This is a genomic window from Mycobacterium sp. NGS54 (genome assembly GCF_059812465.1).
The window spans coordinates 442,180-468,378 of record NZ_JCALCS010000004.1; the positions used below are offsets into that span (position 1 = coordinate 442,180).

Genomic DNA, 26,199 nt, shown 5'->3' on the forward strand with positions numbered 1-26,199 from the left:
TGGCGTGGCCACGCGAAAGACTGGCCCCGAGCGGATCGGGGCGTTCTCCGACGGCGTATTCGCGGTACTCATCACGGTTTTGGTGTTGGAGCTCAAGCCCCCAACCGCTCACAGCTTCAGCGCTCTGCTACCGCTTTGGCCCACCGGCCTGAGCTATGTGGTCAGCTACCTGTTCATCGCGATCGTCTGGGTCAACCATCATCACTTGTTCAGCTACGCGGAGGTGTCGACACCGCGGCTGGTGTGGTCCAACTTCGCTCACCTTTTCTCCGTGTCCCTCATCCCGGTCACCACCGAGTGGATCGCCGACAGCAGGCTGGCGGCGGCGCCGGTGTCCCTGTATGCCTCCGTCTTCGTTCTCGTCAACATCACCTATCTCGCGCTGTGTTGGGAACTGGTCGACCGACCCGCGCACGAGGACGTCACCCATCTGATGCGCAGGATGCTGCGAATGCGGTCGTTCGTAACGGTCGGTGTATTCGCCACGGCGGCGGTCTTGGCAATCTGGTGGCCAATCGGCGGCATGGCCCTGATCTGCTTATGCCTGGTCGGGTACTTGCGGCCGGATGTGCACTCGCCCAAGGAAGCCGAGGGTTAGCCATGCCGACTACCACGCCGTCCGTGCTGGTTTTCGACGTCAACGAGACGCTGCTCGACATCGACTCGCTGGCACCACTTTTCGCAGAGAAGTTCGGCGACGAACAAGTGCTGCGCGAATGGTTCGCGCAACTCGTCATGTACTCGATGACGATCACCCTGGCGGAGAATTACGTGGACTTTTCCACGCTGGCCCAGGGCGTGCTGCGCATGCTCGGCGACGTCTACCACGTGAACGTCACCGACGACGACCTGCGTCGCCTCAAGACCGGCTTGCTAACGATGCCGGCGCATCCGGACGCGGCGGACGGACTCGCCGCCCTGCGCGACAACGGATTCCGCCTGGTCACCCTGACCAACTCGCCGCCCAACCCGAACGGGCTCACGGCGCTGCAGAATTCGGGCCTGGCCGGCTTTTTCAAACACCAGTTGAGCGTCGACACCTGCCACGCATTCAAGCCTGCTCCGGCGGTGTACCGGCACGTATGCGACACGCTCGGGATAGCGCCCGCCGAATGCATGATGGTGGCCGCCCACGTGTGGGACACCCTGGGCGCGCAACACGTCGGCTTCAGCTCCGCTCTCATCACCCGGCCCGGCAACCCGCCGCTGCCGGTTGACGGGCTGCCACAACCGGACCTCGTGGTGAGCGACATCTGCGAGCTGGCCGAGCGACTGATCGAGGGGAGGCGCTGACGTATGGCAGCGGTTATCGAACAGGACTTCGACGTGGTCGTGCTCGGCGCCGGGCCGATCGGTCAGAATGCCGCGGAGCGTGCGCGGGCGGCGGGTCTCAGTGTCGCGGTGGTCGAGCGCGAGCTCGTCGGCGGCGAATGTTCGTATTGGGCGTGCGTGCCCAGTAAAGCGTTGCTGCGCCCGGTGATTGCCGTTGCGGACGCCCGACGGGTCGACGGCGCGCGCGAGGCGGTCGGCGGTTCCATCAGCAGCGCGGGCGTCTTCGGCCGCCGCAACCGCTATGTCACCGATTGGGACGACACCGGCCAGGCGGATTGGGTGGGCGGAATCGGCGCGACGCTGATCCGCGGGCATGGGCGGCTGGACGGTCCGCGACGAGTCACTGCCACCGCCCAAGACGGCGAGCGGACGGAGCTGGGCGCGCGGCACGCGGTCGTGGTCTGCACCGGGAGTCGGCCCGCGCTGCCCGAATTGCCCGGTATGGCCGAGGCCAGACCGTGGACCAACCGTCAGGCCACCGACAGCAGCCACGTCCCGATGCGGCTCGCCGTCGTCGGTGCCGGCGGCGTGGGCGTCGAAATGGCCACGGCCTGGCAAGGATTGGGCTCGAAGGTGACCCTCCTCGCCCGCGGCTCTGGCCTGTTGCCCCGCATGGAGCCATTCGTGGGCGAACTCATCGCCCGCGGGCTCGTCGAGGCGGGCGTGGACGTCCGCGTAGGAACATCGGTCCGGGCGCTGCGCCGGCCCGATGGCGCCCGAGTGGTCCTCGAATTGGGCGATGGCTCCGAATTGGAAGTCGACGAGGTGCTTTTCGCCACGGGCCGGGCGCCGCTCACCGACGACATCGGTCTCGACACAGTGGGGCTGACGCCGGGCGGTTGGCTCGACGTCGACGACACCTGCCGGGTGCGGGCCGTCGAGGACGGCTGGCTGTATGCGGCGGGCGACGTCAATCACCGGGCCCTGCTGACCCATCAGGGCAAATACCAAGGACGCATCGCCGGTGCGGCCATCGGGGCCCGCGCGGCGGGAAAGCCGCTGGACACCGCGCCGTGGGGCGTGCACGCGACGACCGCCGACCATCACGCCGTCCCGCAGGCCTTCTTCACCGACCCGGAAGCCGCCGCGGTCGGCCTGACCGCCCGGGAGGCCCAGGAAGCCGGACACCGCGTCCGTATCGTCGACGTGGAAATCGGCGACGTGGTGATGGGGGCCAAGCTCTACGCCGACGGCTACACCGGTCGGGCGCGGATGGTGGTCGATGCGGATCGGGGCCACCTGCTCGGCGTCACGATGGTCGGACCCGGGGTCACCGAAATGCTGCATTCGGCGACCATCGCCGTCGCGGGCCAGGTGCCCGTCGACCGGCTGTGGCATGCCGTGCCGTGCTTCCCGACGATCAGCGAAGTGTGGCTGAGACTGCTCGAGGCCTATCGGGACTCGACGGACGATAATTGACCCATGGCAACCGCAGACGGATTTCACCCCGACTTCGACGACGCGACCACCGAGGTGACGCGCCACCGCGTGCACCACATCAAGGCGGCGGACCTCAGTTCCGACACCGCTCAATCGGAAGGACTGCGCCGCTTCGCCGCCCTGTCCGGCAAGTCGGTCGGTGCGGAGAAGCTGTGGATGGGTGAGACACACGCCGCACCGAGTTCCGCTTCGGACAACCACCATCACGGCGAATCGGAGACCGCGATCTACGTCCGAAGCGGCAACCCGGAGTTCGTCTTCCACGACGGCGTCCAAGAGGTGCGCATCGCGACCGCGCCCGGCGACTACATCTTCATCCCGCCGTATCTGCCGCACCGGGAAGAGAATCCCGATCCGAACTCCCCCGCGGAAGTCGTGATCGCGCGCAGCACCCAAGAGGCCATCGTCATCAACCTGCCCGAGCTGTATCCGCTGAAAGACGCTCAGTAGACGGCGATTTCGATGAGGTTTCCGTCGACGTCGCGGCAGTAGTGCGAGGTCATCGGCCCCAGCGCCCCGACCTTGGTTACCGGCCCCGAGACGATGTCGACCCCGCACGCGGCGAGGCGGGCACGAACGTCGTCGGGCGTCGACCGCGTGACAAAGCACAGGTCCGCGGAGCCGGCGGCTTCGACGGATCCGGTCACCCAGTCCGGATCGTCGGCCAGCGCCCCGACCGGTCGCAGATTGAGCTTCTGGTCCCCGAACGACACGGCGATTCGTCGCGACGGCCCGAACGTCTCCCGCCTCATGCCCAGCACCCGCTCGTACCACGCAGCGGTAGCCTCAACGTCGTTGCAGTTCAACACGATATGGTCGATACGTTCCACCGCGAAACCCACCATCGACCCTCCTCGGAATCCCCTCGCTCAGCCAATTCTCAACATATTCTTCGGTCCCGGCTAGCTCGGCTCAAAGGATCCGCAAAGCCAATGGCCTCACCATCGATCTCATGACTACCGAACCGGTCTGCGCGAACCTGGTCGAACGCTATCTGTGCACGCGCGGCAGCCGGTATTTCCGGGGCCGGCACGACGGCGAGTTTTTCTACGTCGCCAACACCCGTCCGCGGCGGCTGCATGTCCACCTCGAGGTCTGCCCGACGCAGGGCGACGTGCTGATCATTCGCGTGACGCCCGCGTGCTTCTTCCCCGCCGCCGACCGTCCCTGGCTGATGCACTTCGCCGACACCTGGAACGCGCAGAACCGTGAGGTGACCGCAGTCGTCCACGGCTCGTCCGACCCGGACCGCATCGGCGTGGTGGCGCGCAGGTCGCAATGGATCCGCAAGGGCGCCTCCTTCGAGGACTTTGCCGCATTCGTCGACGCCGCCATCGCGGACGCGATCGACCTCTTGGGTCAGTTGGCCCCCGTCGTCGAGTTTCAGCCGACCTCCGCGTTGGTGTGTGACGCCGGCTGAGAGGCGGCGCCGAGCGTAGCGTCATGGCGAAATTGTGGGCGGTATTTCGCGGTGGCGTTACGTTCGGCGCCTAGGTTTAAGGCCCCTGTCACATCGGCAATCCGTAGCGAGTGGCAGGTGCGCAACGGCGGGCGGTCCAGAATCGCGAAACCACCAAATGGGACCCGGACTTCACCCGAAGGGTCGCCGAAGCCCTGGGTCCCCTCGTCAAGCGGTGGTACCGCGCCGAGGTGCGAAATCTCGAGAACGTCCCGTCGACCGGCGGGGCGCTGGTGGTGTCCAATCACTCGGGCGGCATGTTCACGCCGGACGTGTTCATTTTCTCGCCGGCGTTCTACGACAAGTTCGGCTACGACCGCCCCGTGTACACCCTTGCCCATTACGGCCTGTTCATCGGCCCCCTGGACGGTTGGCTGCGCCGCCTCGGCGTCATCGAGGCGAGCCGGGAAAACGCCGCCGCGGCGTTGCACTCAGGCGCGATCGTCCTGGTTTTCCCGGGCGGGGACTACGACGCCTACCGGCCCACCTTCAACGCGAACATCGTCGACTTCGACGGGCGCACCGGATACGTGCGGACCGCCATCGAAGCCGGGGTGCCGATCGTGCCGACCGTGTCCATCGGCGCCCAGGAGACCCAGCTGTTTTTGACCCGCGGCAACTGGCTGGCGCGCACGTTGCGACTCACCAAGGCCCGGATGAACATCCTGCCGGTCAGCTTCGGCCTCCCGTTCGGCCTGAGCGTGATCTTTCCGCCCAACCTGCCGCTGCCGGCCAAGATCGTCACCGAGGTGCTCGAACCCATCGAGGTCACCGCCCTCTTCGGCGAGAATCCCGACGTCGACGAGGTCGACATGCACGTGCGCGCGGTGATGGAAGCCGCGCTCCAGCAGCTCGCGGACCAGCGCCGGTTCCCTATCCTGGGCTGAAGTAAGCTGTGCGGCAGTAGTTTTCGGCTACGCGGCGAGCACGGCGTCCAGCGCCGAATAGAACAGGCCCAGGCCGTCGTCGGACGGTCCGGTCAGCGCCTCGATGGCGTGCTCGGGATGCGGCATCAGCCCGACGACGCGACCGTTGGCCGAGCTGATCCCGGCGATGTCACGCTGCGAGCCGTTGGGGTTGTCGTGGTAGCGGAAAACCACCCGGCCCTCGCCCTCCAGCTCGTCGAGCACGTTGGCGGGGGCGACGTAGCGGCCCTCGCCCGACTTCAGCGGCACCAGCAGGTCCGCACCAGGCTCGAAACGCGAGGTCCATGCCGTCGAGGTCGAGGCCACCCGCAGCCACACGTCGCGGCACACGAAGTGCAAACCCGCGTTGCGCGTCAGGGCGCCGGGCAGCAGCCCCGCCTCGCAGATCACCTGAAAACCGTTGCAGATTCCCAATACCGGCATGCCGCGTCCCGCGGCGTCGACCACTTCGGCCATCACCGGGGCGAACCTGGCGATCGCGCCGGCGCGCAGGTAGTCGCCGTAGGAAAAGCCGCCGGGTACCACCACGGCGTCGACCCCCTTCAGGTCGGCGTCGGCGTGCCACAGACCGACCGCCTCGGCGCCGACGCGCCGCGCCGCGCGGGCGGCGTCCACATCGTCAAGCGTCCCGGGAAAGGTGATCACGCCGATCCGCGCCGTCACTGCGCCTCCCGGCTGATCGTCCAATCCTCGATCACGGTGTTGGCCAACAGCGATTCGGCGATCTCGGCGAGCTCCGCGTCGCCGATCGTGTCATCGACCTCGAGCTCAAATCTCTTGCCCTGCCTGACATCCGAGATACCGGGGTGGCCGAGCCGGCCCAGCGCGCCGACAATCGCCTGACCCTGCGGGTCCAGAATCTCCGCTTTGGGCATCACATGAACGACCACCCGGCTCACCGGCGCTCCTCCTCAGGGGTTTATCTGGGCCCCAACTCTACCGGCCGGTCACGGGCACGAGGCGATATAGGCGTCGCACAGCGGCGCGATCATGGAATTCAGCACCGGGTCGTCGGCCATCGCCGGCCAGGACACCTGCGGCGGCCCCTGCGACCACAGCGTGAGCTCGCTGACCGTGCTGCTCGCCACGTGGGCCACCAGGTAGGTGTGCATGATGACCGGGCCGCTGACGACCGCGGCCATCCGGTTCGGCTCGTCGCTGGTGATCGACGGCGACTGCGCCGGGGCCCGTTGCTGGCAGCCGCGCAGGGCGGCGACCGCGTTGCTGAACACCGAGGCCGCCGTCGGGCCGCCGCGGGCCGTGTCACCGCGCCAGTGCAGGATCTCGGCCTGCATCTGCCACTGGCCGTCCGGGTGGGTGATCGTCACGCGCGCCGCGACCGCCGAAGCGCGGGCGTCCTGCGGTGCCTCCGGCGCGGCACACAGGTCCTCGAACCGAAACCTCGCCGTCCCGGTGCCCGTCAACGGAACCGACGAACCGGCCAGCGCCGGCCAGTTGTACACCGAGTCCAGCGGCACCGCGCGCTGCTGGATCCAGGCGCTGTTCGGGATCTGGTCGCAGGTGGTCGGGCATGTCTCCGGGTCCGCATGGGCGGGTACCACGACGATCAGGGTCACCGCGAAGCCGCCCACAGCCAGCATCGCCGCCAGGATCACCCGCATCGGCATCACCCCCGTCAGGGCACAATCGTAAATATGCAACTTACGCACTTCGGCCATTCCTGCCTACTTGCCGAGTTCGACAACACGCGTGTGCTTTTTGATCCCGGAACCTTCGCGCACGGTTTCGAGGGAATCACCGGTCTCTCCGCCATCCTGATCACCCACCAGCACCCCGACCACGTCGACGTGACCCGGTTGCCCTCGCTGCTCGAGGGTAACCCCGATGCGGCGCTCTACGCTGATCCGCAAACCACCGAGCAGCTGGGCACGCCCTGCCGGGCGGTACACGTCGGCGACGAGCTGCAGATCGGGGAGCTGACCGTCCGCGCAGTCGGCGGCCGGCACGCCGTGATCCATCCGGAAATCCCTGTAATAGAGAACATTTCGTTTCTGGTCGGCGACGGTGGGCATTCGGCGCGATTGATGCACCCCGGCGACGCGTTGTTCGTGCCCGACGAGCCGGTGGACGTGCTGGCCGCGCCGGCGGCGGCACCATGGATGAAGATCGCCGAGGCCGTCGACTACCTGCGCGCGGTGGCGCCGGCGCGGGCCGTGCCCATTCATCAGGGGATCATCGCCCCCGACGCGCGGGGCATCTACTACGGTCGGCTCACCGAGATGACCACCACCGACTTCCAGGTGCTGCCCGAGGAAAGCGCGATCACCTTCTAATTCGGCCGAGCGTCGCGCTGGCGTGACGTTCGAGCTCCAGCGTCACGCCAGCGCGGCGCTCGACGGGCAGAAATGAGCTACGAAATGTCGTCGGCGGCGCCGCGGCCGGCGGCGCGACCGGAGAAGATGCAGCCGCCCAGGAACGTGCCCTCCAACGCGCGGTAGCCGTGCACGCCGCCGCCGCCGAACCCGGCCACCTCGCCGGCGGCGTACAGCCCGGTGAGCGGGGTGCCGTCGGCCGTCAGCACCCGCCCGGCCAGGTCGGTCTCGATGCCGCCCAACGTCTTTCGGGTCAGGATGTGCAGCTTGACGGCGATCAGCGGCCCGGCCTTCGGATCGGTCAGCCGGTGCGGCGCCACCACCCGGCCCAGCCGGTCGCCCAGGTAGTCGCGAGCGGCGCGGATCGCGGTGATCTGGCCGTCCTTGCTGAACCGGTTGGCCACCTCGCGGTCCCGGGCGGTCACCTCGGTCTCCACCGTGGCGTAGTCGAGGGGTTCCACATCGGGCAGCTTGTTCATCGCGGTCACCAGCTCGCGCAGCGAGTCCGCGCTGACGAAGTCCGCGCCCCGGTCGATGAAGGCCCGCACCGGGGCCGGCGGTCCGGAGCTGGCCCGGTTGCGCAGCAGCTCGCGCACGCTCTGCCCGGTCAGATCGGGGTTCTGCTCCTGGCCGGAAAGGGCGAACTCCTTTTCAATGATCTTGGCGTTCAACACAAACCAGGTGTAATCGTGCCCGGATTTGGTGATGTGCTCGAGCGTGCCGAGGGTGTCGAAGCCGGGGTACAGCGGCACCGGCAACCGCTTGCCGGACGCATCCAGCCATAGCGACGAGGGGCCGGGGATGATGCGGATGCCGTGCAGCGGCCAGATCGGGTCGTAGTTGGTGATGCCCTCGGTGTAATGCCACATCCGGTCGGGGTTGATCACCCGCGCGCCTGCCTGCTGGGAGATGCCGATCATCCTGCCGTCGACGTGCGCGGGCACGCCGCTGAGCAGCTGCTCGGGGACGCGGCCCATCCGCAACGGCCAGTTCTTGCGCACCAGCTCGTGGTTTCCGCCGATGCCGCCGCTGGTGACGATCACCGCGGACGCCCGGAATTCGAATTGCCCCACCGCTTTTCGCGACGAAGGCACGCCGCGCGCCGCGACCGAGGGCTCCAACACGGTGCCGCGGACGCCGGTCACCGCATCACCCTCGACAATCAGCTCGTCGACCTGGTGTCGGTGCGCAAAGCGCACCGACGAGCGATCCCGCAGCCGGCGCGCGAAGACCTCGACCAGGGCCGGCCCGGTACCCCAGGTGATATGGAAGCGGGGCACCGAATTGCCATGCCCCAGCGCCCCGTAACCCCCACGCTCGGCCCAGCCCACCAACGGGAAAATCTTCAGCCCCCGGGCGCGCAGCCAGCTGCGTTTCTCGCCCGCGGCGAAATCGACGTAGGCGTGCGCCCATTGGCGTGGCCAGTAGTCCTCGGGCCGGTCGAACGCGGCGGTGCCGAGCCAATCCTGCAGGGCCAATTCGTGGCTGTCGCGGATGCCCAGGCGGCGCTGCTCCGGGCTGTCGACAAAGAACAGCCCTCCGAACGACCAGAACGCCTGCCCACCCAGATTGGCGCTGTTCTCCTGGTCGAGGATCAGCACCCGCAGGCCGCGCTCCACCAACTCGCAGGCGGCCACCAGACCCGAAAGACCGGCACCGACGATGATCGCGTCAGCGGCGAAGCCCGCCGAAGAATCGCTCATGTCCGAACAGGGTAATGCGCCCGTCCGGAGAGCTGATCGGACGCCGGGTCAGGCCGCGTCGAGGACGGCCCGGTCCGACCGCCACCGGTAAACCGTCGGGGTGCAGCCGTGCATCGACGCCAGGTCGACGGCGTCCAGCATGGCCTGCAGCGGCCCGGGCTTGCGCAATTGGTGCGCGGCGACCGCGACCCGCACGATGCCGCCGCGGCGTGCGATCCGCTCCGCGGACAGCACGACCATGCGGCACCACCACGGCTCGGTCAAGAAGCCCTCGCCGATGCCCAGCACCCGGGTCCGTTCGGTGCTGTGCCGGACCAGGTCGGTAATCCCGTGCAGATCGGCGAGTAGCCGAAACCCGTTCTGCGGCAACGCCTTGACCACACCCGGGGAGACCACCCAGCCCGGTGCCGCGAAGAGTCGAGTGCGCAGCCCGAGGTGCTCGAGCACCCGGTCGGCGCCCGTCAGTCGGAGGTTGGCCTCGTGCGCCCGCAGCACCGCGAATTCGCCGCGACGCTTCTTGGTTGCGGGGTCGTCGTAGCCGTGCAGCACGATGGCGTCGCCGCCGGCCCGACGGGCGGTCAGCCACTCCACGGTGCGCGGGTCGCGGTCGAGCCGATAGTCACCCTTGAGCCGGGGAGCTACCAGCAACGAAACCGGGACCTTGCGGGCGTCCATTTGTGCGCAGAACGCCTCGACGTCGCCCAGGGTACGTTCACCGATCCCCGAGACCGAGACGATCAATTTTCCAGACACACCCGCAGTTTGACGATTCCAGGTGTCGGGATGGTGAAGGACACGCAGACGGCAGGCGTATATCGGCCCAGGCCGCGAGGCCCGTCGAGGATGGCCCAGGGCGTGGAAAATACCGCGAACGAGCCGCCCTGCCGGGCCCCGGCAGCAAACGCGTTCCGGCACCTCCCCGTGGATCGATTCGATATGCTAAGCAACGTCATGGACAGCTCGCCGCCCACCGCTCTTCCTCAGCATCCGGGCGCTCATGTCTACCCGGACAAGCTGGACGCCAGGCTGTTCCGAGTCTCCGGGGTGTGCCTGCTCGCCACCGTGATGGCGATCCTGGACGTCACCGTCGTGGCGGTTGCGCAACGCACGTTCATCGACCAGTTCGGCTCTTCTCAGGCCGTCGTCGCCTGGACGATGACCGCTTACACGCTGGCGCTGGCGACCGTGATTCCGTTGACCGGCTGGGCCGCCGACCGGTTCGGCACCAAACGGCTTTTCATGGGATCGGTGGTGGCGTTCGCGCTGGGCTCGCTGCTGTGCGCGGTGGCATCAACGATCGTGCAGCTCATCGTGTTCCGCGTGGTGCAGGGCATCGGCGGCGGCATGCTGATGCCGCTGGGATTCGTGATCATGACCCGCGAGGCGGGTCCTCGGCGCCTCGGCCGTCTGATGTCGATCCTGAGCATCCCCATGCTGCTCGCGCCGATCGGTGGGCCCATCCTGGGCGGCTGGCTCATCGACACCTCCAGCTGGAGGTGGATCTTCCTGATCAACCTGCCGATCGGGCTCCTGACGCTGATTCTGGCGGCGATCGTGTTCCCCGGGGATCACCCGTCGCGCTCGGAGACGTTCGACGTCGTCGGCGCGCTGCTGCTGTCACCCGGGCTGGCGACGTTCCTGTTCGCGGTGTCGTCGGTGCCGCGTTGTGGGACCGTGGCCGATCGTCGCGTCCTGATACCGGCGACCGTCGGCCTCGTGTTGATCGCCGCGTTCGTCGTGCATGCGCGGCGCCGCCTGGACCATCCTTTGATCGATCTACGGCTGTTCCAAAACAAGGTGATCAGCCAGGCCAATGTGACGATGCTGCTGTTCGCCGCCGCTTTTTTTGGCGCGGGCCTGCTGCTGCCCAGCTACTTCCAGCAAGTGCTGCACCAAACGCCGATGCAGGCCGGCGTGCACTTGATCCCGCAGGGGCTGGGCGCCATGCTGACCATGCGGCTGACCGGCCCGGTGGTGGACAGGCAGGGCCCGGGCAAGATCGTGCTGATCGGCATCGCACTGATCACCGTCGGAATGGGCGCCTTCGCGTTCGGGGTGGCCCGGCAGGCGGGATACCTGCCCACGCTGCTGGTTGCCCTGGCGATCATGGGCCTGGGCATGGGATGCACCATGATGCCGCTCTCCGTCGCATCGGTGCAGGCGCTCTCCCCGCACCAGATCGCCCGCGGCACAACGCTGATGAGCGTTAGCAATCAGGTGGGCGGTTCCATGGGAACCGCGTTGATGTCGATGATCCTCACCAATCAGTCCAACCGCAGCGAGAACATCTCCGCGGCCAACAAACTCGCGGCCCTGCAACAGAAGGCGGCGGCCACCGGGGTGCCGGTCGACCCGGCCGCGATACCCCGGCAAGCGCTTGCGCCCGGCTTCTCCGGCGACGTGCTGCACGACCTTTCGCACGCGTACACAACGGTATTCGTGATCGCGGCCGTGTTGGTGACGCTGACGGTCATCCCGGCGATGTTCCTGCCGAAGCAGCCCGCGATCGTGACGGCCGGCGAGGATTAGCCGTCGAACAGCATGGTCGCGATCCGCATCACGGTGTCCATCGGGTCGGCCTGTTTGATCTGAGCGTTGACGGCCTCGTTGAGCCACAGCGTTGAAAACCCATGCACCAGTGACCAGGCCGCCAGCTGGGCGGCGGCGGGATCGGCCCGCGCGTTGGGATCCCGCAACGTCGCGACCCCACGGGACAACTCGGCCCCGGCGGCGGCCTCGGCCGCGGCCAGTTCGGCGTCCGAGGGGTCCAGGAGCGGCCTGTTGAACATCACCTGATAGTGGCCGGGATGCTCGAGGGCGAACCGCACGTAGGCCAGCGCGGCGTCGGTGAACCGGCCGCGGGCCTCGGTCAGCGCCCGGGTCAGCAAGCGGAAGCCCTCGGCGGCCAGCGCGGTGAACAACCCGCGCCGATCGGTGAAGTGGTGGGCGGGCGCGGCGTGCGATACGCCGGCGCTGCGGGCCAACTCCCGCAGTGAGATCCCGTCGGCGCCGCGTTCGGCCACCAGGCGCGCCGCCTCGGCGAGGATCACCGCGCGCAGGTCGCCGTGGTGGTAGTTGGGCCGGGTCACGGGGTCAGCATACCGGCGGAACTTGACAGTGACTAGATACCCGGTTACCTTCGGATGCTAGAAATCTTGTCAGTGTCTAGATTGGAATGATTCAGATGGCCCCGTTGATCACGCTGCTGTTGAGCACCATCGCGGCCCGGAGCATCGGCTGGCTCGGCATCGCCTACGTCAACAACTGGACGGCCGCGCTCGCCGTCGGCCTCGCGGCGATGTTCCTACTGACCGGACTCGCGCACTTCGCGCCGCCGCTGCGGCGCGACCTCATCGCGATCGTGCCGCCGCGCCTGCCCGCCCCCGGCTACCTGGTGACCATCACCGGAGTCCTGGAGCTGACGGGGGCCGTGGGTTTGCTCGTTCCGGTGACCCGGGTGGCGGCCGCCGTGTGCCTCGCGGTGCTGATGCTGGCCATGTTCCCGGCCAACGTCTACGCCTCCCGGATGCCTGATCCGCCCAAGTCGATGACGACCCGGCTACCCCTGCGGGCCGCGATGCAGGTCGTCTTCCTGGCCGCCGCCGTAGCGGTCGCGGCCGGCAGCGGCTAGCAGCCAGGCGTACTGGAACGCGGTTTCCTGCCACGCCTTGTAGCGGCCGCTGACGCCGCCGTGCCCCGCGTTCATCTGGGTCTTCAACAGGATCGGGTTGCCGTCGGCGTTGGCGTGGCGCAGCGCCGCGACCCACTTGGCCGGCTCGACGTAGTAGACGCGGGTGTCGTTCAACGACGTCATCGCCAGGATGGCCGGATACCGTCTGGGCTCGACGTTCTCGTAGGGCGAATACGACTTCATGTACGAGTAAACATCGCTGTCGCTCAGCGGGTTTCCCCATTCGTCCCATTCGGTGACGGTCAGCGGCAAGGAGGGATCGAGGATGGTGGTCAGCGGGTCGACGAACGGGACCTGCGCGAGGATCCCGGCGAAGAGGTCCGGCGCCAGGTTCGCCACCGCACCCACCAGCAGGCCGCCCGCGCTGCCCCCGAGCGCGACCAGCTGCTGCGGTCGGGTCAGGCCCGAGTCAACCAAATGCCTTCCCACGGCCACGAAGTCGGTGAAGGTGTTCTTCTTCTCCAAGAGCTTGCCGTGCTCGTACCACAGCCGGCCCATCTCCCCGCCGCCGCGGACGTGGGCGATGGCGAACACCATGCCCCGGTCCAGCAACGACAGGCGGGCGATGGAAAAGCTTGGGTCGGTGCATATCTCGTATGCGCCGTAACCATAGAGCAGGGCCGGCGCAGGAAATTCGAGCCCGGCGCGGTGCACGATCGACACCGGGATCCGGGTCCCGTCGTCCGCGCTCACCCAGTCCCGCCGTTCCACGTAGTCGGCGGGCCGGTAGCCGCCGAGCACGGGTTGCTCGCGCAGCAACGTGCGCTCGCCGGTGGCGAGGTCGATGTCGTATACCTGCGCCGGAGTGATCAACGACCCCGCCCGGATCCGCAGCTTGGGCGAGTCCCAGGTCGGGTTGCCGCCCAGACCGCTGGACATCAGCTCCGAGTCGAACGAGATTTCTTCGGGTTCACCGTATTGTCCGTCGGAACCGATGGGCCACAGTTGAATTCGGGGCAACGCCTCGCGGCGGTAGCTGACCACCAGATGACGGGCGAAGGCATCCAGTCCGTCGAGCCGGACGTCGTCGCGGTGCGGGATCAGGGTGCGCTGCCGCGTCGGGTCGCTGACGGGCGCCTCGGTGAGCGTGAAGTTCACCGCGCCGTCGTTGTGCAGGATCAGGAATCGGTCCTGTCCGCCGACCACGGCGTGCTCGACCGAATACTCGACGCCTTCGCGCCGTGGCAGCACGACGGTGAACGGCGCCCGCGGGTCGGCAGAGTCGGCGTAGCGGATCTCGGAGGTGATGGACGAGCCCGCGGCGATGAACACGTACTTCTCGCTTCGGGTGAGCCCAACACCGAGCCAGTACCGTTCGTCGGCTTCGTGATACACCAGCTCCGACGGCTCGCCTGCGCCGAGCCGGTAGCGCCAGACCTTGTCGGGGCGATGGGCCGGGTCCAGGGTCAGGTAGTACACCGTGCGGTTATCGGCCGCCCAGGTCGCTCCCGCCGCGATGTCGGCGATCTCGTCGGGGTACTGCTCGCCGGTGCGTAAGTCCCTGAACCGCAGGGTATAACGTTCGTCGCCGACGGTGTCGACGGAGTACGCCAGCAGATTGCCGTCAAGGCTGACCATCGCGGCGCCCAAGGCGAAGAACTCGTGGCCCTCGGCTTCCACGTTCGAGTCGAGCAGGACCTGCTCGCCGGGGATTTCGGTGTTCTCGTCGAGGACCGGCGGATCCCAATCATCGGGATCGGCGACCGGGCAACGGCACTGGACTCGGTACTGCTTTCCCTCGAAGGTGCGCGCGTAGTACCACCAGTCGCCCTGCCGGGTCGGCACCGACAGATCCGTCTCCTTGGTGCGCGACTTGATCTCGTCGAAGATCTTCTGCCGCAACGGTTCCAGGTGCGCCGTCATCGCGTCGACGTAGTCGTTCTCGGCCTCCAGGTAGCCGATGACCTCGGGGTCGGCCTTGTCGCGCAGCCATTCGTACGGATCGATGAAGACGTCACCGTGGAATTCCCGCCGGGTCTCCACCCGCTTCGCGACGGGCGGCGTGGGCGCGTCCAGTGCGGCGTCGGTCATGCGCCCGGGCCGATCCAGTCGCCGAAACTCAGGCCCGAAATGCGCTCGTACGCCTCGATGTAACGGCTCCGGGTGGCGTCGATGATGTCGTCGGGAAGTGGCGGCGGGGGCTGGGACCCGTGGCGATCCCAACCGGACTCGGGGCTGGTCAGCCAGTTGCGGACGAACTGCTTGTCGAAACTGGTCTGGACGACGCCGGCCCGGTAGTCGCGGGCCGGCCAGTACCGCGAGGAATCCGGGGTGAAGATCTCGTCGGCCAGCAGCAGGTTGCCGTCGCGGTCGGTGCCGAATTCGAACTTGGTGTCGGCGATGATGATTCCCCTCGTAAGCGCGTGGTCGGCGGCCTGAACGTAGATCTGCAGCGTGCGGTCGCGCAGCTGGTTGGCCCGCACCGCGCCCACCAACTCGATGACCCGGGCGAACGAGATGTTCTCGTCGTGGTCCCCCAGCGCCGCCTTGGTCGCCGGGGTGAACAGCGGGTTCGCGAACTTGCTGGCCTCCACCAGCCCGGGCGGCAGCGCGATGCCGCAGACCTTGCCGGTCGCCTGGTAGTCCAACAACCCCGAGCCGGTCAGGTATCCGCGGGCCACGCACTCCACCGGAAGCATCTCGAGCCGGCGCACCACCAGCGCTCGGCCCAGCACCTCGTCGGGGATGCGCGGGTCGTCGGGCGGTCCGGCCAGGTGGTTGGGGGCGTCGACGAGGCCGAAGAAGAAGACGCTCATCGCGGTCAGAATGCGTCCCTTGTCCGGGATCGTGCTGTCGAGGACGTAGTCGTACGCGGAGATCCGGTCGCTCGCCACCAGCAGCAGGTGCTCGTCGTCGACGCGATAGATCTCGCGGACCTTGCCGCTGGCCAAATGCTCGTACTCGGACAGTGCAGGGCGCATCGAGCCAGCCTATCGGGCGCCGTACGGCAGGCCCTGTGCTGGTATTGCGCTATGACATCGCTGCCATCGCGGGTTCTGCCTTATGCCACCACGCCAGGCCGGCTGGCCGTCCAACTGTTCAGCGACTTCGCCATCTTCCTGTGGACGGCGCTGTGGCTGGTCGTCGGCACGGCCGTCTACGACGCCATCTCGACCATCGCCGAGGCCGGCCGGCAGGTCGAGATCGGCGCGAACGGGGTGGCGGGCAACCTGGCGTCGGCCGGCCAGGGCGCGCACAACATCCCGGTCGTCGGCGACGCGGTCAGCCAGCCACTCGCCTCGGCCAGCGCGGCCGCCCTCGACATCGCTGGGGCCGGACACAGCCTGGAGACCACCGCGGGCTGGCTCGCGGTGCTGGCGGCGCTCGCCGTCGTCGCCGTGCCGCTGCTCATCGTGGTCATCCCGTGGCTGTTGCTGCGGCTCCGGTTCTTCCGGCGCAAGTGGACCGTCAGCGGCCTGGCCACGACGCCGGCCGGCGAACAGCTGCTGGCGCTACGGGCCCTGACCAACCGGGCGCCGCGCAAGCTGGCGGCGATCAGCGCGGACCCGGTCGGCGGGTGGCGGCACGAGGATCCGGCCACCATCCGGGCGCTGGCCGCGCTGGAACTACGGTCGGCCGGGATCGCCCTGCGCGCGCGCTAGCCCGCTATGCGCCGAGCGCGGGTCCGACGGTGGTGTGCCAGGACTCCTGCATCTCCGACTCGAAGAGGCCCCAGGTGTGCGAGCCCTCCGGACGGACGATGTAGGTGATCGGCACCCCCGCGGCGTTCGCGGCGTCGGCGAACCGCTTGGTGCTGTCCGCGGTTATGCGCTCGATCAGGCCGCCGGCGACGTTCGGGCCGAAGCCCGCGGGCAGCCGGTCCACGTCACCCACGCCGCCACTGCCGGACGCGGCGGCGTAAACCGCGACGCCCCTCAGCTTCCCGGCGTTCTTGGACGGGTCGTGGGCCACCCAACCGGGGCCGCCCAGGGGTCCCCACATGTTCTCGGCGCTTTGGCCGCCACTCGCCAGGGTCAGCGCGACCTGTTGGGCCTCATCCGGATCGGAAACGGAGGGAAAACCGCTGTAGGAAGCGACGGCCCGGTAGACGCCCGGCGCCTGAACGGCGTAGTCGATGGCGGTGCCGCCGGTGCTGGACAATCCGCCGACCGCGTTCTTGCCGTTGGCGTGGTACTGCGCGTTGATCAGCGGGGGCAGTTCCCTGGTCATGTACGTCTGAAACTGCTTGCCGCCGTCGTTGACCCAGTTGGTCCACCAGCTGAAGGCACCGCCGAGGGGCGAGACGACGTTGACGTTCTTGTTGGCGAAGAATCCCTGGATGTCGGTCATTCCGAACCAAGCGCTGTTGTCGCCGCCGTCGATGCCGGGCAGCAGGTAGAAGGCGGGTGCACCCGCGTTGGGGGCCTTGTACACATCGTTCACGATGACGGTGTTCATCGCGGGCGAGTACACGGAGACCTTGTCCCAACGGTCATTGATGTGCTGGATGTCGGTGATGTGCGCGCCCTGCGGCGGGTCCGCGGCGGCGACCGGAATCGCCAGCATCGGCAGCGCAGCGAGCAGTGCAACAACGAACGAGCGAACACGGGAAGATTTGGTCACGGGGAGATTATGCAGGTTCGTGTGTGGCAGATCACTTCGAGGCGCGAATTTGCGCTCATCGGCGGTCACCCACCGGCCGCCACAGGCGCAGCAGCCCGGCGATGGCCACAATCAGCCACGCCGCCAACGCGTCCCAGAAGAAGACCAGCGAAACCGTGGTCAGCCAACGCAGACCGATCTCGGCGGCCATGGCGTAGCTGGCGGCGGAGTACATGCCCAGCGGGAAGACCAGCACCGGGATCCGTGATCGCGCGCGCCGATCGACAAGATTCCGGTCGCCATCACCGCGGCGAACACATCGGGTGACGGCTCGGCATCGACGACCCGGAGCGCCACTATTCCTCGAGTAGCTCCACAACCAGGTGCCGAATGCCGGTGTGCCGATTGCTACGCGTCCATTCGACGGGCCGGGCGACCCGCACACCGCCGAAGCGCGTCAGCAGTTCCTCGAATAGGACCCGCAGCTCCAGCCGGGCCAGATTGGCGCCCAGGCAGTAATGGATACCCTGGCCGAATCCCAAGTGCGGGTTCGGCTTCCGGCCGATATCGAATTCGTCGGGGCGGTCGAACACGTCGGCGTCGCGGTTGGCCGAGCCCTCCCAGATCTGGACCTTCTGTCCCGCCCGCACGGACTGCCCGCCGAGGGTGACGTCGCGGGTGGCGGTGCGCCGCTTCGACGGCGACGGCGACGTCCACCGCACCATCTCTTCGACCGTCGTCGGCAGCAGGCCGAAATCCGAATGCAGCGCGCGCAATTGCTCCGGGTGCTCGGCCAGCGCCAGCAGGCCGCCGGCGACGGCGTTGCGCGTCGTCTCCGCGCCCGCGCTGAACAGCAGGCTGAAGAACAGGTACAGCTCGAGATCGGAAAGCGCGGGCGCGTCCTCGTCGTCGACCGTGGCGTTCGCGACAACCGACAGCATGTCGTCGGTCGGCTCGGCGCGCTTGGAGGCGATCAGCTCCTGGCCGTAGGCGAACATCCGCGACCCGGCCTCGGCGTCGGACAGCTGCGACATCGTGGCCTTGCGCGAGCCGCCGAAGTCGAACTGCGGCTCGATGGCCTGGAACAGCCAATGGCGTTCGGATTCAGGCACTCCCAGCAGGATGCAGATCATCTGCATCGGCAGTTCGGCGGCGACGTCGACCAGGAAGTCGAACGGTTCGCCCGGCGCCACCGCGTCGAGCAGCCGGCGCGCCCGGGTCCGTAGGTCGTCCTCGACGCGGCCGATCATGCGCGGTGTCAGCCCGGAGCTGACGAGCCGCCGAATCTTGGTGTGGCGGGGGTCGTCCATCATGTTGAGCACCTGGCCCGCGATGGCCAGGTCCTGCAGCAACGTGCCGCCGTATGGCCTTTGCCCGCCGGTGACCGACGAGTATGTCGTCGGGTCCCTCAGCACCTCAAGGGTTTCCGCGTACGTGGCGACGGACCAGAAACCCTCGCCGTCGGGGGTGTTGTCGGTCGGCTCGTGCCAGAACACCGGCGCCTCTCGCCGGTGGACGGCAAACAACTCGTGCGGGAACCCGCCGGCGAAATTGTCCAGGTCGGTGAAATCGATCCCCGAGAGCGAGCTCGCGAGCGTCACAGGATCGCGCCCGGGGTGTATTTGGCCGCGTCCGGGTAGCGGCTCACCAACGCTTCCACCGCCGCGACCACCTCGTCCACCTGGTCACCAGCGGCCCCGGTGAACGCCTTCTTGTCGGCCAGCGCGGCGTCCAGCGCCGCGCGGTCCAGGGGCAGCCGCCCGTCGGCGGCCAAACGGTCGAGCAGGTCGGGCTCGGCGCCGCGTTCCCGCATGGCCAGCGCCGTCGCGACCGCGTGTTCCCGGATCACGTGGTGGGCCGCCTCGCGACCCATGCCGGCGCGCACCGCGGCCATCAGTACCTTGGTGGTCGCCAGGAACGGCAGGTAACGATCCAGCTCGTGGGCGATCACCGCCGGGTAGGCGCCGAACTCGTCGAGCACGGTCAGGAACGTCTCGATCTGCCCGTCGATGGCAAAGAAGCTGTCCGGCAACGCAACTCGGCGGACCACCGAGCAGAACACGTCGCCCTCGTTCCACTGCGCGCCGGCCAGCTCGGCCGCCATCGAGGCGTAGCCGCGCAGCACCACCTGCAACCCGTTGACCCGTTCGCAACTGCGGGTGTTCATCTTGTGCGGCATGGCCGACGACCCGACCTGCCCTTCGGCGAACCCCTCGGTGACGAGTTCGTGCCCGGCCATCAGCCGGATGGTGTGCGCCATCGACGACGGGCCGGCGCCGAGCTGCACCAGCGCGGAGACCACGTCGTGATCCAGCGAGCGCGGGTAGATTTGCCCGACGCTGGTCAAAACCGTTGCGAAGCCGAGAAAGTCGGCGATGCGTCCCTCGAGTTCGGTGAGCTTGGCCGCGTCCCCGCCAAGCAGGTCGAGCATGTCCTGCGCGGTGCCCATCGGGCCCTTGATGCCCCGCAGCGGGTAACGGTCGATCAGCTCCCCCAGCCGGCCCAACGCGATCAGCGTCTCCTGGGCCGCGGAGGCGAACCGCTTGCCCAACGTGGTGGCCTGCGCGGCGACGTTGTGGCTGCGTCCGGCCATCACCAGGTCGCGGTAGGTCAGGGCCCGTTCGGCGAGCCGCGCCGCCACCGCAACGCCGTGGGAGAAAACCAGTTCCAGCGACCGCCGGATCTGCAACTGCTCGACGTTCTCGGTGAGGTCGCGGCTGGTCATCCCCTTGTGCACGTGCTCATGCCCGGCCAGCGCGTTGAATTCCTCGATGCGGGCCTTCACGTCGTGGCGCAGCGCGCGTTCGCGGTTGGCGATCGAGGCCAGGTCGACGTCGTCGAGCGCCCGCTCGTAGTCGGCGATCGCCTCGGCGGGAACGTTGACTCCGAGCTCGGCCTGGGCCCGCAGCACGGCCAGCCACAGCCGCCGCTCGGCGACGACCTTGGCTTCCGGCGACCAGATCGCAACCATTTCGGCGCTGGCGTACCGGGTGGCCAGCACGTTCGGAATGCTCACAAGCACACAGCTTACGGCGGCGGCCATACGCTGTGCGGGTGCACTTCGCCGGCGTGGACCTCGCCTGGGGCGGTCGCAAGCCGACCGGCGTCGCGGTGGTCGACGCCGCCGGCCATCTCGTGCAGCTCGGCGCCGCGCGCGACGACGCCGACGTGCTGGCCGCCTTGTCGCCCTACACCCGGGGCGATTGTCTGGTGGCGTTCGACGCGCCGCTGGTGGTGACCAACGCGAAAGGCCAGCGGCCCGCCGAGGCGGCGCTCAACCGCGATTTCCGCAGGTTTGAGGCCGGCGCGCACCCATGCAACACCGCCAGGCCGGAGTTCGCCGAGACGCCCCGCGCGGCGCGGCTGGCCGCGGCGCTGGGCCTCGACCTGGACCCGCGGTCGTCGACCGCCCGGCGCGCCATCGAGGTCTACCCGCACGCGGCGACGGTCGTTGTGTTCCGGCTCGAGCGGACCCTCAAGTACAAGGCCAAACCGGGCCGAGACGTCGCGCGGCTCAAATCGGAACTGCTGCTGCTGATGGACGGCATCGAAAAGCTTGCCCATGCCGCGGTGCCGCTGCATGTCGAGAGCCACGGCGGCTGGGCGGAGCTGCGCCGGGAAGTCCTGGCCGCGCAACGCAAAAGCGAACTGCGCCGCGCGGAAGATCCGGTCGACGCTGTCGTCTGCGCCTACGTCGCGTTGTACGCCCAGCGCCGCCCGGCCGAAATCACGATCTATGGCGACGCGACCACCGGATGCATCGTGACGCCGTCGCTGCCCCGCGGCTAACGGGTCAGATCTGCACCGGGCGCGGGTCGATGGGCGCGAGCACGTCGACCAGTTCGACCACGGTGCCGAGCGCCGCGGCGGCCGGATCGCCGCCCTCGACAAGCGCGGCAACCACCGAGCCGTCGACGGCGCAGATGAGCGTGCACACCAGCTCGATGCGCACGGATCGGCCGGATCGTTCGAGGGCCTCGGCCACCGCCTCGGCGCGCTGGCGCAGGCTGCGGCGCATGGTCTCGCGCAGGGCGGGCAGGCGCGTGCAGGCGATGTGCCGCTCGTATCGGGAGATCAGTTGCTCGGTCAGCGCCGGGTCCGACAGGTCGCCGACCAGCAGGTCCGCCAGCACCTCCGCGGTGGTCTCGGGTCCGCGACGCCGCCGGGACATCGCGTTGACCCGCGAGCGCAGCTGGGCGATCTCGATCATCCCGATGTGCTCGACGGCGCGCGCGATCAGGTCGTCCAGCGACGAGAAGTAGTAGGTGGTGGAGGCCAAGGGCAGGCCGGCGCGCCGGGCGACCGCCCGGTGCCGCACCGCTTCGAACCCGCCCTCGGCAAGCAGCTCGGCGGCGGCGCTGACGAGCGCATACCGTCGACGTTCTCCTTTTGGAGTAACTGCTGCAGTCACGAGTAGCCATCGTGCCAGCAAAAGTGGTACTGCATTGCCATTTTGGCCAAACGCCCATGGCATGATGGCCCGCATGCCCGACCTGAGCCGCCGAACCCTGCTCGGTCTCGGTGCCAGCGCGGCCATCGGTGCTACGGGAGCGTACGCCCTCGACATCGTGTTCCAGCCCCGCACGTCACACGCCACGCCGGTGTCGACACGAGCGCCCCGGGCGCCGGTGGGACCCCCGCCACTCGCGCCGCCCGAGCCCGCCGCACCGGCCCAGCCTGCGCCGACGATGGTCACGGGCTCCTTCGTGTCGGCGGCGCGCGGCGGGGTCAGCACCAACTGGGCGATCGCGCGACCGCCCGGGCAGACCAAGGCCCTTCGGCCGGTTATCGCGTTGCACGGCAAGGGCAGCGACGCGTCCACCGTGATGGCGGGCGGGGTGGAGCAGGGCCTCGCACAGGCCGTCAACGCCGGGTTGCCGCCGTTCGCCGTGGTCGCCGTGGACGGCGGGGGCGGCTACTGGCACAAGAGGGCCTCCGGCGAGGACGCCGGGGCCATGGTGCTGGACGAGCTGATCCCGATGCTCGGGAGCCAGGACCTGGACACGTCACGGGTGGGGTTTTTGGGCTGGTCGATGGGCGGCTACGGCGCCTTGCTGCTCGGCGGGCGGCTGGGAGCCGGGCGCACCGCCGCGATCTGTGCGGTGAGCCCGGCGTTGTGGATGTCGTCCGGGGCGGCGGCGCCCGGCGCGTTCGACGGGCCCGACGACTTCGCGGCCAACTCGGTGTTCGGGATGCCGGCGCTGGCGTCGATCCCGATCCGGGTGGATTGCGGCGACAGCGACCCGTTCTACGGGGCGACGAAGCAGTTCATCGCGCAACTGCCCAACCCGCCCGCGGGCGGGTTCTCGCCCGGCGGGCACAACGGGGAGTTCTGGAGCTCGCAACTACCGGCCGAGCTGACCTGGATGGCGCCGCTGCTGACGGCGTGAGTTCACCTTCGGCCGCGAGCCGAACCTCACCGCGAGAAATCGCGCCGAAAATCGCAGTGGCGTTAGGCTCGCGGAGGTGACCACACCCTTCGGTTGGAGCCTCCCCTACGCCTGGCCGCGAAAGCCCGTCCTGGCCGCGAACGTCGTCTGCACGTCGCAACCCCTTGCGGCCCAGGCGGGTCTGCGCATGCTCGCCGACGGCGGCAGCGCTGTGGACGCCGCGATCGCCACCGCCGTCACCCTGACGCTGGTGGAACCGGTGTCCAACGGCATCGGCTCGGACGCGTTCGCCATCGTCTGGGACGGCGAGCGCTTGCACGGGCTGAACGCATCCGGTCGTTCGCCCGCCGCCTGGACGCCACAATACTTCGGCGGGAACGCCGTTCCGGTGGTCGGCTGGAATTCGGTGACCGTGCCGGGGGCGGTGTCGGCGTGGGCCGAGCTGCACGCCAAGTTCGGCAGGCTTCCGTTCGAGAAGCTCTTCGAGCCCGCGATCTCCTACGGCCGCAAGGGTTTTCTGGTCTCGCCGACGGTCGCGGAGCAATGGGCGGACCAGGTGCCGCTGTTCAAGGACCAGCCCGGATTCGCCCACGCGTTTCTGCCCGGCGGGCGGGCGCCGAAACCCGGTGAGCTGTTCAGGTTTGCCGATCACGCGGCCACGCTCGAGCGAATCGCCGCCACCAACGGCGAGGCGTTCTACCGCGGGGACGTCGCCGACAGACTCGAGGCGCACGCCTCGGCCAACGGCGGGGCGATGCGGGCCGGCGACCTCGCCGCGCACCGCGCCGACTGGGTCGGCACGATCGATGCCGGCTACCGCGGATACACCGTGCACGAGATACCGCCCAACGGCCAGGGCATCGTGGCACTCATCGCGTTGGGCATCCTGGAGCACTTCGACATGTCTTCGTTGCCGGCCGATTCCGCCGACAGCGTGCACCTGCAGATCGAAGCGGTGAAGCTGGCCTTCGCCGACGCGCAGGCTTATGTCGCCGACATCGACCACATGGCGCTGGCACCGAATCGCCTGCTGGACAGGGAATATCTGCGGGAGCGCGCGGGGTTGATCGATCGAACCCGGGCAAAGCCGGCGTCGGCCGGCACCCCGCGAGGGGGCACCGTCTATCTGACGGCCGCCGACTCCAGCGGGATGATGGTGTCGATGATCCAGTCCAACTACATGGGGTTCGGGTCCGGCGTGGTGGTGCCGGGCACCGGGGTCTCCCTGCAAAACCGGGGCGCGGATTTCGGTGTGGCGGAGGGTCATCCGAACCAGGTCGGGCCGGCCAAGCGTCCCTATCACACGATCATCCCGGGGTTCGTCACCAAGGACGGCGCCCCGGTGATGAGCTTCGGGGTGATGGGCGGCACCATGCAGCCCCAGGGCCACGTGCAGGTGATGGTGCGCATCGCCGACCACGGGCAGAATCCGCAGGCTGCGTGTGACGGCCCGCGGTTCCGGTGGGTGCAGGGCGTGCAAGTCAGCTGCGAGAAGGGTTTTCCGCAGTCGACGCTGGACGAGCTGCGGCGGCGCGGACACGACCTGGTCGCCGTCGACGACTACAACCAGTTCGGCAGCTGCCAGGCGATCTGGCGCCTCGATGACGGGTACCTGGCGGTGAGCGATCCCCGCCGCGACGGGCAGTCGGCGGGTTTCTAGACGCTGACCTTGCCCTCGGCGGCCGCGAGGGCGATGTCGCTGCGGAAATGGCTGCCGGGCAATCGAATCGAACTCAGGATCTCGTACGCGTTCGCGCGGGCGGCGGACAAGTCCGCGCCGGTGCCCACCACGGACAGCACCCTCCCGCCCGAGGAGACGACGGCGCCGTCGTCGCGCCGGGCGGTTCCCGCGTGCAATACCCCGTCGGCTTCGGACCCGACGACGACGTCGCCGACACGGGGGCGCCCGGGGTAGTTCTCGGCGGCCAGCACCACCGTGACCGCGGCGCCCTCGCGCCACCGCAACTCGCCGAAATCGGCGAGCGTGCCGGCGCCCGCGGCGTGTAGCAGCTGGCCGAGCGGCGACTCCAGCAGCGCCAGCACGGCCTGGGTCTCGGGATCCCCGAAGCGGCAGTTGAATTCGACCACCGCGGGGCCTTTTCCGGTCATCGCCAGGCCGACGTAGAGCAATCCGGAGAACGGGCTGCCCCGCCGAACGAGTTCGGCCGCAACGGGTTCGACGATTCCGCTGACGATTTCCCGGTACACGTCCTCGGGCAGCCACGGCAGCGGCGCGTAGGCGCCCATGCCGCCGGTATTGGGTCCGCTGTCGCCGTCGCCGACGCGCTTGAAGTCCTGCGCCGGCAGCAGCGGCACCACCGTGGCGCCGTCGACGACGCAGAACAGCGACACCTCGGGCCCCTCGAGGAAGGATTCCAGCAGCACCGGGTGCCCCGACTCGAGCAGGCTTGCCGCGTGCGCGCGCGCCACATCACGATCGGGGGTAACCACCACGCCCTTGCCGGCGGCTAGGGCGTCGTCCTTCACCACCCAGGCGGGGTCACCGGCGGGCGGCCCGAACCGGCCCAGGGCGGCATCCAAACGCGCTGGGCTGTCGACGATTTCGCTGGCCGCGGTGCGCACACCGGCGGCGGCCATGACCTCCTTGGCGAACGCCTTGGAGCCCTCGATGCGGGCGGCGTCCTTGCTCGGCCCGAAGCAGACGATCCCGGCGGCGCGCACGGCGTCGGCCACCCCCAGTACCAGCGGCACCTCGGGGCCGATCACCACCAGGTCGGCGCGGACCTCACGGGCCAGGGCGACGACCTCCTCACCCGAGGTGATGTCGACGTCGTGCTGCTCGGCGAGCCGCCCGGTGCCGGCGTTGCCCGGGGCGACGGCCAGCCCCGTGACCTGCGGGTCTTCGCGAAGCGCCAGCAGCAGCGCATGCTCACGGGCACCGGAACCGATCACCAGGACGCGCACGACACGTCAGACTAGCCCAGCCGTTCAGACAATTCGCTCCAGCAGGCCTTTGAGCTCTTTTTGCTGCGCAGCGGTGAGGCGCCCGAGACGCTTCTCGAACTCCGCCGACAGCAGCGCGAGGCCGTCGGCGGCGGTTTTTCGGCCGGCCGGGGTGAGCAGTAGCCGGTGGCGCCGCAGGTCGGTGGGGTCGATCTCGCGTTGTACGAATCCCGCCGCCTCAAGCCGTTTGAGGTAGACCGTCACCGTCGCCTTCGGCATGCTCAGCGTCGCCGCCAGTTCGGCTGGGTAGGGATGCTCGTCGATCTCGGCGAGCAGGAACAGCTCCTTGGACTCGAGCCCGAGCGCGCAGATGTCGGCCTCGGCGCAAGAGATGACCGAAACGAGCACCCGGTAGTTCAACGACCAGATCTTCGCCGCATCGACCGCTGACATCGACTTGCCAGATCGTTCAGAAGTGA

The 26,199-nt window shown here is 68.6% G+C and carries 28 protein-coding genes and 1 pseudogene; 13 read left to right on the plus strand and 16 right to left on the minus strand.

All coding sequences use genetic code 11. The features are described 5' to 3' along the window. Positions 1-4: 4 nt before the first annotated feature. Genes AC5Y5E_RS14625 through AC5Y5E_RS14640 form a run of 4 tightly spaced genes read left to right on the plus strand, consistent with a single transcriptional unit; the run spans position 5 to position 3,222 of the window. Positions 5-598: a TMEM175 family protein gene (locus AC5Y5E_RS14625; protein WP_499903682.1), complete on the plus strand. Its 594-nt coding sequence runs from the start codon at positions 5-7 to the stop codon at positions 596-598. Between the two features lie 2 nt (positions 599-600). Beyond that, entirely contained in the window at positions 601-1,293 is a 693-nt protein-coding gene (locus AC5Y5E_RS14630; protein ID WP_499903683.1) for a haloacid dehalogenase type II, read from the plus strand. Positions 1,294-1,296: 3 nt separating this feature from the next. Beyond that, complete coding sequence (locus AC5Y5E_RS14635) at positions 1,297-2,751, plus strand: dihydrolipoyl dehydrogenase family protein (RefSeq protein ID WP_499903684.1); 1,455 nt, start codon at positions 1,297-1,299, stop codon at positions 2,749-2,751. Between the two features lie 3 nt (positions 2,752-2,754). Next, entirely contained in the window at positions 2,755-3,222 is a 468-nt protein-coding gene (locus tag AC5Y5E_RS14640) for a cupin domain-containing protein (protein WP_499903685.1), read from the plus strand. Here the strand turns inward: AC5Y5E_RS14640 and AC5Y5E_RS14645 are convergent. After that, positions 3,216-3,617 carry a VOC family protein gene (locus AC5Y5E_RS14645; RefSeq protein WP_499903686.1) on the minus strand — a complete coding sequence of 134 codons (402 nt, stop codon included), beginning with the start codon at positions 3,615-3,617 and terminating at the stop codon, positions 3,216-3,218. The two genes, AC5Y5E_RS14640 and AC5Y5E_RS14645, sit on opposite strands and share 7 nt — an antisense overlap. Before the next feature lie 107 nt (positions 3,618-3,724). On the opposite strand from AC5Y5E_RS14645, the gene AC5Y5E_RS14650 reads away from it, so the two are divergent. Both AC5Y5E_RS14650 and AC5Y5E_RS14655 read left to right on the plus strand, forming a co-directional pair. Beyond that, complete coding sequence (locus AC5Y5E_RS14650) at positions 3,725-4,192, plus strand: hypothetical protein (RefSeq protein WP_499903687.1); 468 nt, start codon at positions 3,725-3,727, stop codon at positions 4,190-4,192. A 110-nt stretch (positions 4,193-4,302) separates the two neighbouring features. Next, a complete protein-coding gene (locus AC5Y5E_RS14655; protein WP_499903688.1) occupies positions 4,303-5,118 on the plus strand; it encodes a lysophospholipid acyltransferase family protein in 816 nt (271 codons plus the stop codon). A 27-nt stretch (positions 5,119-5,145) separates the two neighbouring features. Here AC5Y5E_RS14655 and purQ read toward each other — a convergent pair whose 3' ends face one another. From purQ to AC5Y5E_RS14670, 3 genes are read right to left on the minus strand one after another with little or no spacing between them, the layout of a single operon-like run. Next, entirely contained in the window at positions 5,146-5,820 is a 675-nt protein-coding gene (gene purQ / locus AC5Y5E_RS14660) for a phosphoribosylformylglycinamidine synthase subunit PurQ (protein ID WP_499903689.1), read from the minus strand. Further along, positions 5,817-6,056: a phosphoribosylformylglycinamidine synthase subunit PurS gene (purS, locus tag AC5Y5E_RS14665; protein WP_499903690.1), complete on the minus strand. Its 240-nt coding sequence runs from the start codon at positions 6,054-6,056 to the stop codon at positions 5,817-5,819. Before purS ends, purQ begins: the two co-directional genes overlap by 4 nt. Before the next feature lie 48 nt (positions 6,057-6,104). Then, positions 6,105-6,836 carry an ATPase gene (locus tag AC5Y5E_RS14670; RefSeq protein WP_499903691.1) on the minus strand — a complete coding sequence of 244 codons (732 nt, stop codon included), beginning with the start codon at positions 6,834-6,836 and terminating at the stop codon, positions 6,105-6,107. Between AC5Y5E_RS14670 and AC5Y5E_RS14675 the strand changes: the two genes are divergently transcribed. Then, on the plus strand, positions 6,813-7,451 hold the full coding sequence (locus AC5Y5E_RS14675) for an MBL fold metallo-hydrolase (protein ID WP_499903692.1): 639 nt from the start codon (positions 6,813-6,815) through the stop codon (positions 7,449-7,451). The two genes, AC5Y5E_RS14670 and AC5Y5E_RS14675, sit on opposite strands and share 24 nt — an antisense overlap. Positions 7,452-7,528: 77 nt before the next feature. Here the strand turns inward: AC5Y5E_RS14675 and AC5Y5E_RS14680 are convergent, their stop codons facing one another. Next, positions 7,529-9,193, minus strand: coding sequence for an FAD-binding dehydrogenase (locus AC5Y5E_RS14680; RefSeq protein WP_499903693.1), 1,665 nt, complete (start codon positions 9,191-9,193; stop codon positions 7,529-7,531). Positions 9,194-9,241: 48 nt separating this feature from the next. Continuing rightward, positions 9,242-9,946 (minus strand): DUF2334 domain-containing protein, encoded by a 705-nt coding sequence (locus AC5Y5E_RS14685; protein WP_499903694.1) that lies wholly within the window; start codon positions 9,944-9,946, stop codon positions 9,242-9,244. Positions 9,947-10,129: 183 nt separating this feature from the next. Here AC5Y5E_RS14685 and AC5Y5E_RS14690 point away from each other — a divergent pair, with 183 nt between their 5' ends. Beyond that, complete coding sequence (locus AC5Y5E_RS14690) at positions 10,130-11,722, plus strand: DHA2 family efflux MFS transporter permease subunit (RefSeq protein WP_499903695.1); 1,593 nt, start codon at positions 10,130-10,132, stop codon at positions 11,720-11,722. Here AC5Y5E_RS14690 and AC5Y5E_RS14695 read toward each other — a convergent pair. Continuing rightward, on the minus strand, positions 11,719-12,282 hold the full coding sequence (locus AC5Y5E_RS14695) for a TetR/AcrR family transcriptional regulator (RefSeq protein ID WP_499903696.1): 564 nt from the start codon (positions 12,280-12,282) through the stop codon (positions 11,719-11,721). The genes AC5Y5E_RS14690 and AC5Y5E_RS14695 overlap by 4 nt on opposite strands. A gap of 95 nt (positions 12,283-12,377) precedes the next feature. Here AC5Y5E_RS14695 and AC5Y5E_RS14700 point away from each other — a divergent pair, with 95 nt between their 5' ends. Further along, positions 12,378-12,824: a DoxX family protein gene (locus tag AC5Y5E_RS14700; RefSeq protein WP_499903697.1), complete on the plus strand. Its 447-nt coding sequence runs from the start codon at positions 12,378-12,380 to the stop codon at positions 12,822-12,824. Here AC5Y5E_RS14700 and AC5Y5E_RS14705 read toward each other — a convergent pair. After that, complete coding sequence (locus tag AC5Y5E_RS14705) at positions 12,753-14,915, minus strand: S9 family peptidase (RefSeq protein WP_499903698.1); 2,163 nt, start codon at positions 14,913-14,915, stop codon at positions 12,753-12,755. The genes AC5Y5E_RS14700 and AC5Y5E_RS14705 overlap by 72 nt on opposite strands. After that, a complete protein-coding gene (locus tag AC5Y5E_RS14710; RefSeq protein WP_499903699.1) occupies positions 14,912-15,805 on the minus strand; it encodes a phosphoribosylaminoimidazolesuccinocarboxamide synthase in 894 nt (297 codons plus the stop codon). Before AC5Y5E_RS14710 ends, AC5Y5E_RS14705 begins: the two co-directional genes overlap by 4 nt. A gap of 60 nt (positions 15,806-15,865) precedes the next feature. Between AC5Y5E_RS14710 and AC5Y5E_RS14715 the strand changes: the two genes are divergently transcribed. Next, a complete protein-coding gene (locus AC5Y5E_RS14715) occupies positions 15,866-16,486 on the plus strand; it encodes a hypothetical protein (RefSeq protein ID WP_499903940.1) in 621 nt (206 codons plus the stop codon). 4 nt (positions 16,487-16,490) lie between these two features. Here AC5Y5E_RS14715 and AC5Y5E_RS14720 read toward each other — a convergent pair whose 3' ends face one another. The 4 genes and pseudogenes from AC5Y5E_RS14720 to purB all read right to left on the minus strand — a co-directional run bounded on the left by AC5Y5E_RS14720 (position 16,491) and on the right by purB (position 20,442). Further along, positions 16,491-17,447 (minus strand): alpha/beta hydrolase, encoded by a 957-nt coding sequence (locus tag AC5Y5E_RS14720; protein ID WP_499903700.1) that lies wholly within the window; start codon positions 17,445-17,447, stop codon positions 16,491-16,493. A 55-nt stretch (positions 17,448-17,502) separates the two neighbouring features. Next, positions 17,503-17,676 (minus strand): annotated as a pseudogene (locus AC5Y5E_RS14725) (tellurite resistance/C4-dicarboxylate transporter family protein); the annotation flags it as partial. Between the two features lie 106 nt (positions 17,677-17,782). Next, positions 17,783-19,027 (minus strand): cytochrome P450, encoded by a 1,245-nt coding sequence (locus AC5Y5E_RS14730; protein WP_499903701.1) that lies wholly within the window; start codon positions 19,025-19,027, stop codon positions 17,783-17,785. Further along, positions 19,024-20,442, minus strand: a complete 1,419-nt coding sequence (purB, locus tag AC5Y5E_RS14735) for an adenylosuccinate lyase (RefSeq protein ID WP_499903702.1) — start codon at positions 20,440-20,442, stop codon at positions 19,024-19,026. Before purB ends, AC5Y5E_RS14730 begins: the two co-directional genes overlap by 4 nt. Before the next feature lie 38 nt (positions 20,443-20,480). On the opposite strand from purB, the gene AC5Y5E_RS14740 reads away from it, so the two are divergent. Then, complete coding sequence (locus AC5Y5E_RS14740) at positions 20,481-21,215, plus strand: DUF429 domain-containing protein (RefSeq protein WP_499903703.1); 735 nt, start codon at positions 20,481-20,483, stop codon at positions 21,213-21,215. A gap of 4 nt (positions 21,216-21,219) precedes the next feature. Here the strand turns inward: AC5Y5E_RS14740 and AC5Y5E_RS14745 are convergent, their stop codons facing one another. After that, on the minus strand, positions 21,220-21,837 hold the full coding sequence (locus AC5Y5E_RS14745) for a TetR/AcrR family transcriptional regulator (RefSeq protein ID WP_067011242.1): 618 nt from the start codon (positions 21,835-21,837) through the stop codon (positions 21,220-21,222). 61 nt (positions 21,838-21,898) lie between these two features. On the opposite strand from AC5Y5E_RS14745, the gene AC5Y5E_RS14750 reads away from it, so the two are divergent. Then, complete coding sequence (locus AC5Y5E_RS14750) at positions 21,899-22,816, plus strand: alpha/beta hydrolase (RefSeq protein ID WP_499903704.1); 918 nt, start codon at positions 21,899-21,901, stop codon at positions 22,814-22,816. Between the two features lie 76 nt (positions 22,817-22,892). Next, positions 22,893-24,476 carry a gamma-glutamyltransferase family protein gene (locus AC5Y5E_RS14755; RefSeq protein ID WP_499903705.1) on the plus strand — a complete coding sequence of 528 codons (1,584 nt, stop codon included), beginning with the start codon at positions 22,893-22,895 and terminating at the stop codon, positions 24,474-24,476. Here the strand turns inward: AC5Y5E_RS14755 and purD are convergent. Continuing rightward, positions 24,473-25,741 (minus strand): phosphoribosylamine--glycine ligase, encoded by a 1,269-nt coding sequence (gene purD / locus AC5Y5E_RS14760; RefSeq protein ID WP_499903706.1) that lies wholly within the window; start codon positions 25,739-25,741, stop codon positions 24,473-24,475. The two genes, AC5Y5E_RS14755 and purD, sit on opposite strands and share 4 nt — an antisense overlap. A gap of 24 nt (positions 25,742-25,765) precedes the next feature. Then, on the minus strand, positions 25,766-26,140 hold the full coding sequence (locus AC5Y5E_RS14765; RefSeq protein ID WP_499903707.1) for a MarR family winged helix-turn-helix transcriptional regulator: 375 nt from the start codon (positions 26,138-26,140) through the stop codon (positions 25,766-25,768). Positions 26,141-26,199: the final 59 nt, after the last annotated feature.

Bases quoted from the DNA above. Each gene is read 5' to 3' on its own strand.
- AC5Y5E_RS14630 (WP_499903683.1), top strand. From the start codon at position 601: ATGCCGACTACCACGCCGTCCGTGCTGGTTTTCGACGTCAACGAGACG.
- AC5Y5E_RS14635 (WP_499903684.1), top strand. From the start codon at position 1,297: ATGGCAGCGGTTATCGAACAGGACTTCGACGTGGTCGTGCTCGGCGCC.
- AC5Y5E_RS14640 (WP_499903685.1), top strand. From the start codon at position 2,755: ATGGCAACCGCAGACGGATTTCACCCCGACTTCGACGACGCGACCACC.
- AC5Y5E_RS14645 (WP_499903686.1), bottom strand. From the start codon at position 3,617: ATGGTGGGTTTCGCGGTGGAACGTATCGACCATATCGTGTTGAACTGC.
- AC5Y5E_RS14650 (WP_499903687.1), top strand. From the start codon at position 3,725: ATGACTACCGAACCGGTCTGCGCGAACCTGGTCGAACGCTATCTGTGC.
- AC5Y5E_RS14675 (WP_499903692.1), top strand. From the start codon at position 6,813: ATGCAACTTACGCACTTCGGCCATTCCTGCCTACTTGCCGAGTTCGAC.
- AC5Y5E_RS14670 (WP_499903691.1), bottom strand. From the start codon at position 6,836: ATGGCCGAAGTGCGTAAGTTGCATATTTACGATTGTGCCCTGACGGGG.
- AC5Y5E_RS14680 (WP_499903693.1), bottom strand. From the start codon at position 9,193: ATGAGCGATTCTTCGGCGGGCTTCGCCGCTGACGCGATCATCGTCGGT.
- AC5Y5E_RS14690 (WP_499903695.1), top strand. From the start codon at position 10,130: ATGCTAAGCAACGTCATGGACAGCTCGCCGCCCACCGCTCTTCCTCAG.
- AC5Y5E_RS14700 (WP_499903697.1), top strand. From the start codon at position 12,378: ATGGCCCCGTTGATCACGCTGCTGTTGAGCACCATCGCGGCCCGGAGC.
- AC5Y5E_RS14705 (WP_499903698.1), bottom strand. From the start codon at position 14,915: ATGACCGACGCCGCACTGGACGCGCCCACGCCGCCCGTCGCGAAGCGG.
- AC5Y5E_RS14710 (WP_499903699.1), bottom strand. From the start codon at position 15,805: ATGCGCCCTGCACTGTCCGAGTACGAGCATTTGGCCAGCGGCAAGGTC.
- AC5Y5E_RS14750 (WP_499903704.1), top strand. From the start codon at position 21,899: ATGATGGCCCGCATGCCCGACCTGAGCCGCCGAACCCTGCTCGGTCTC.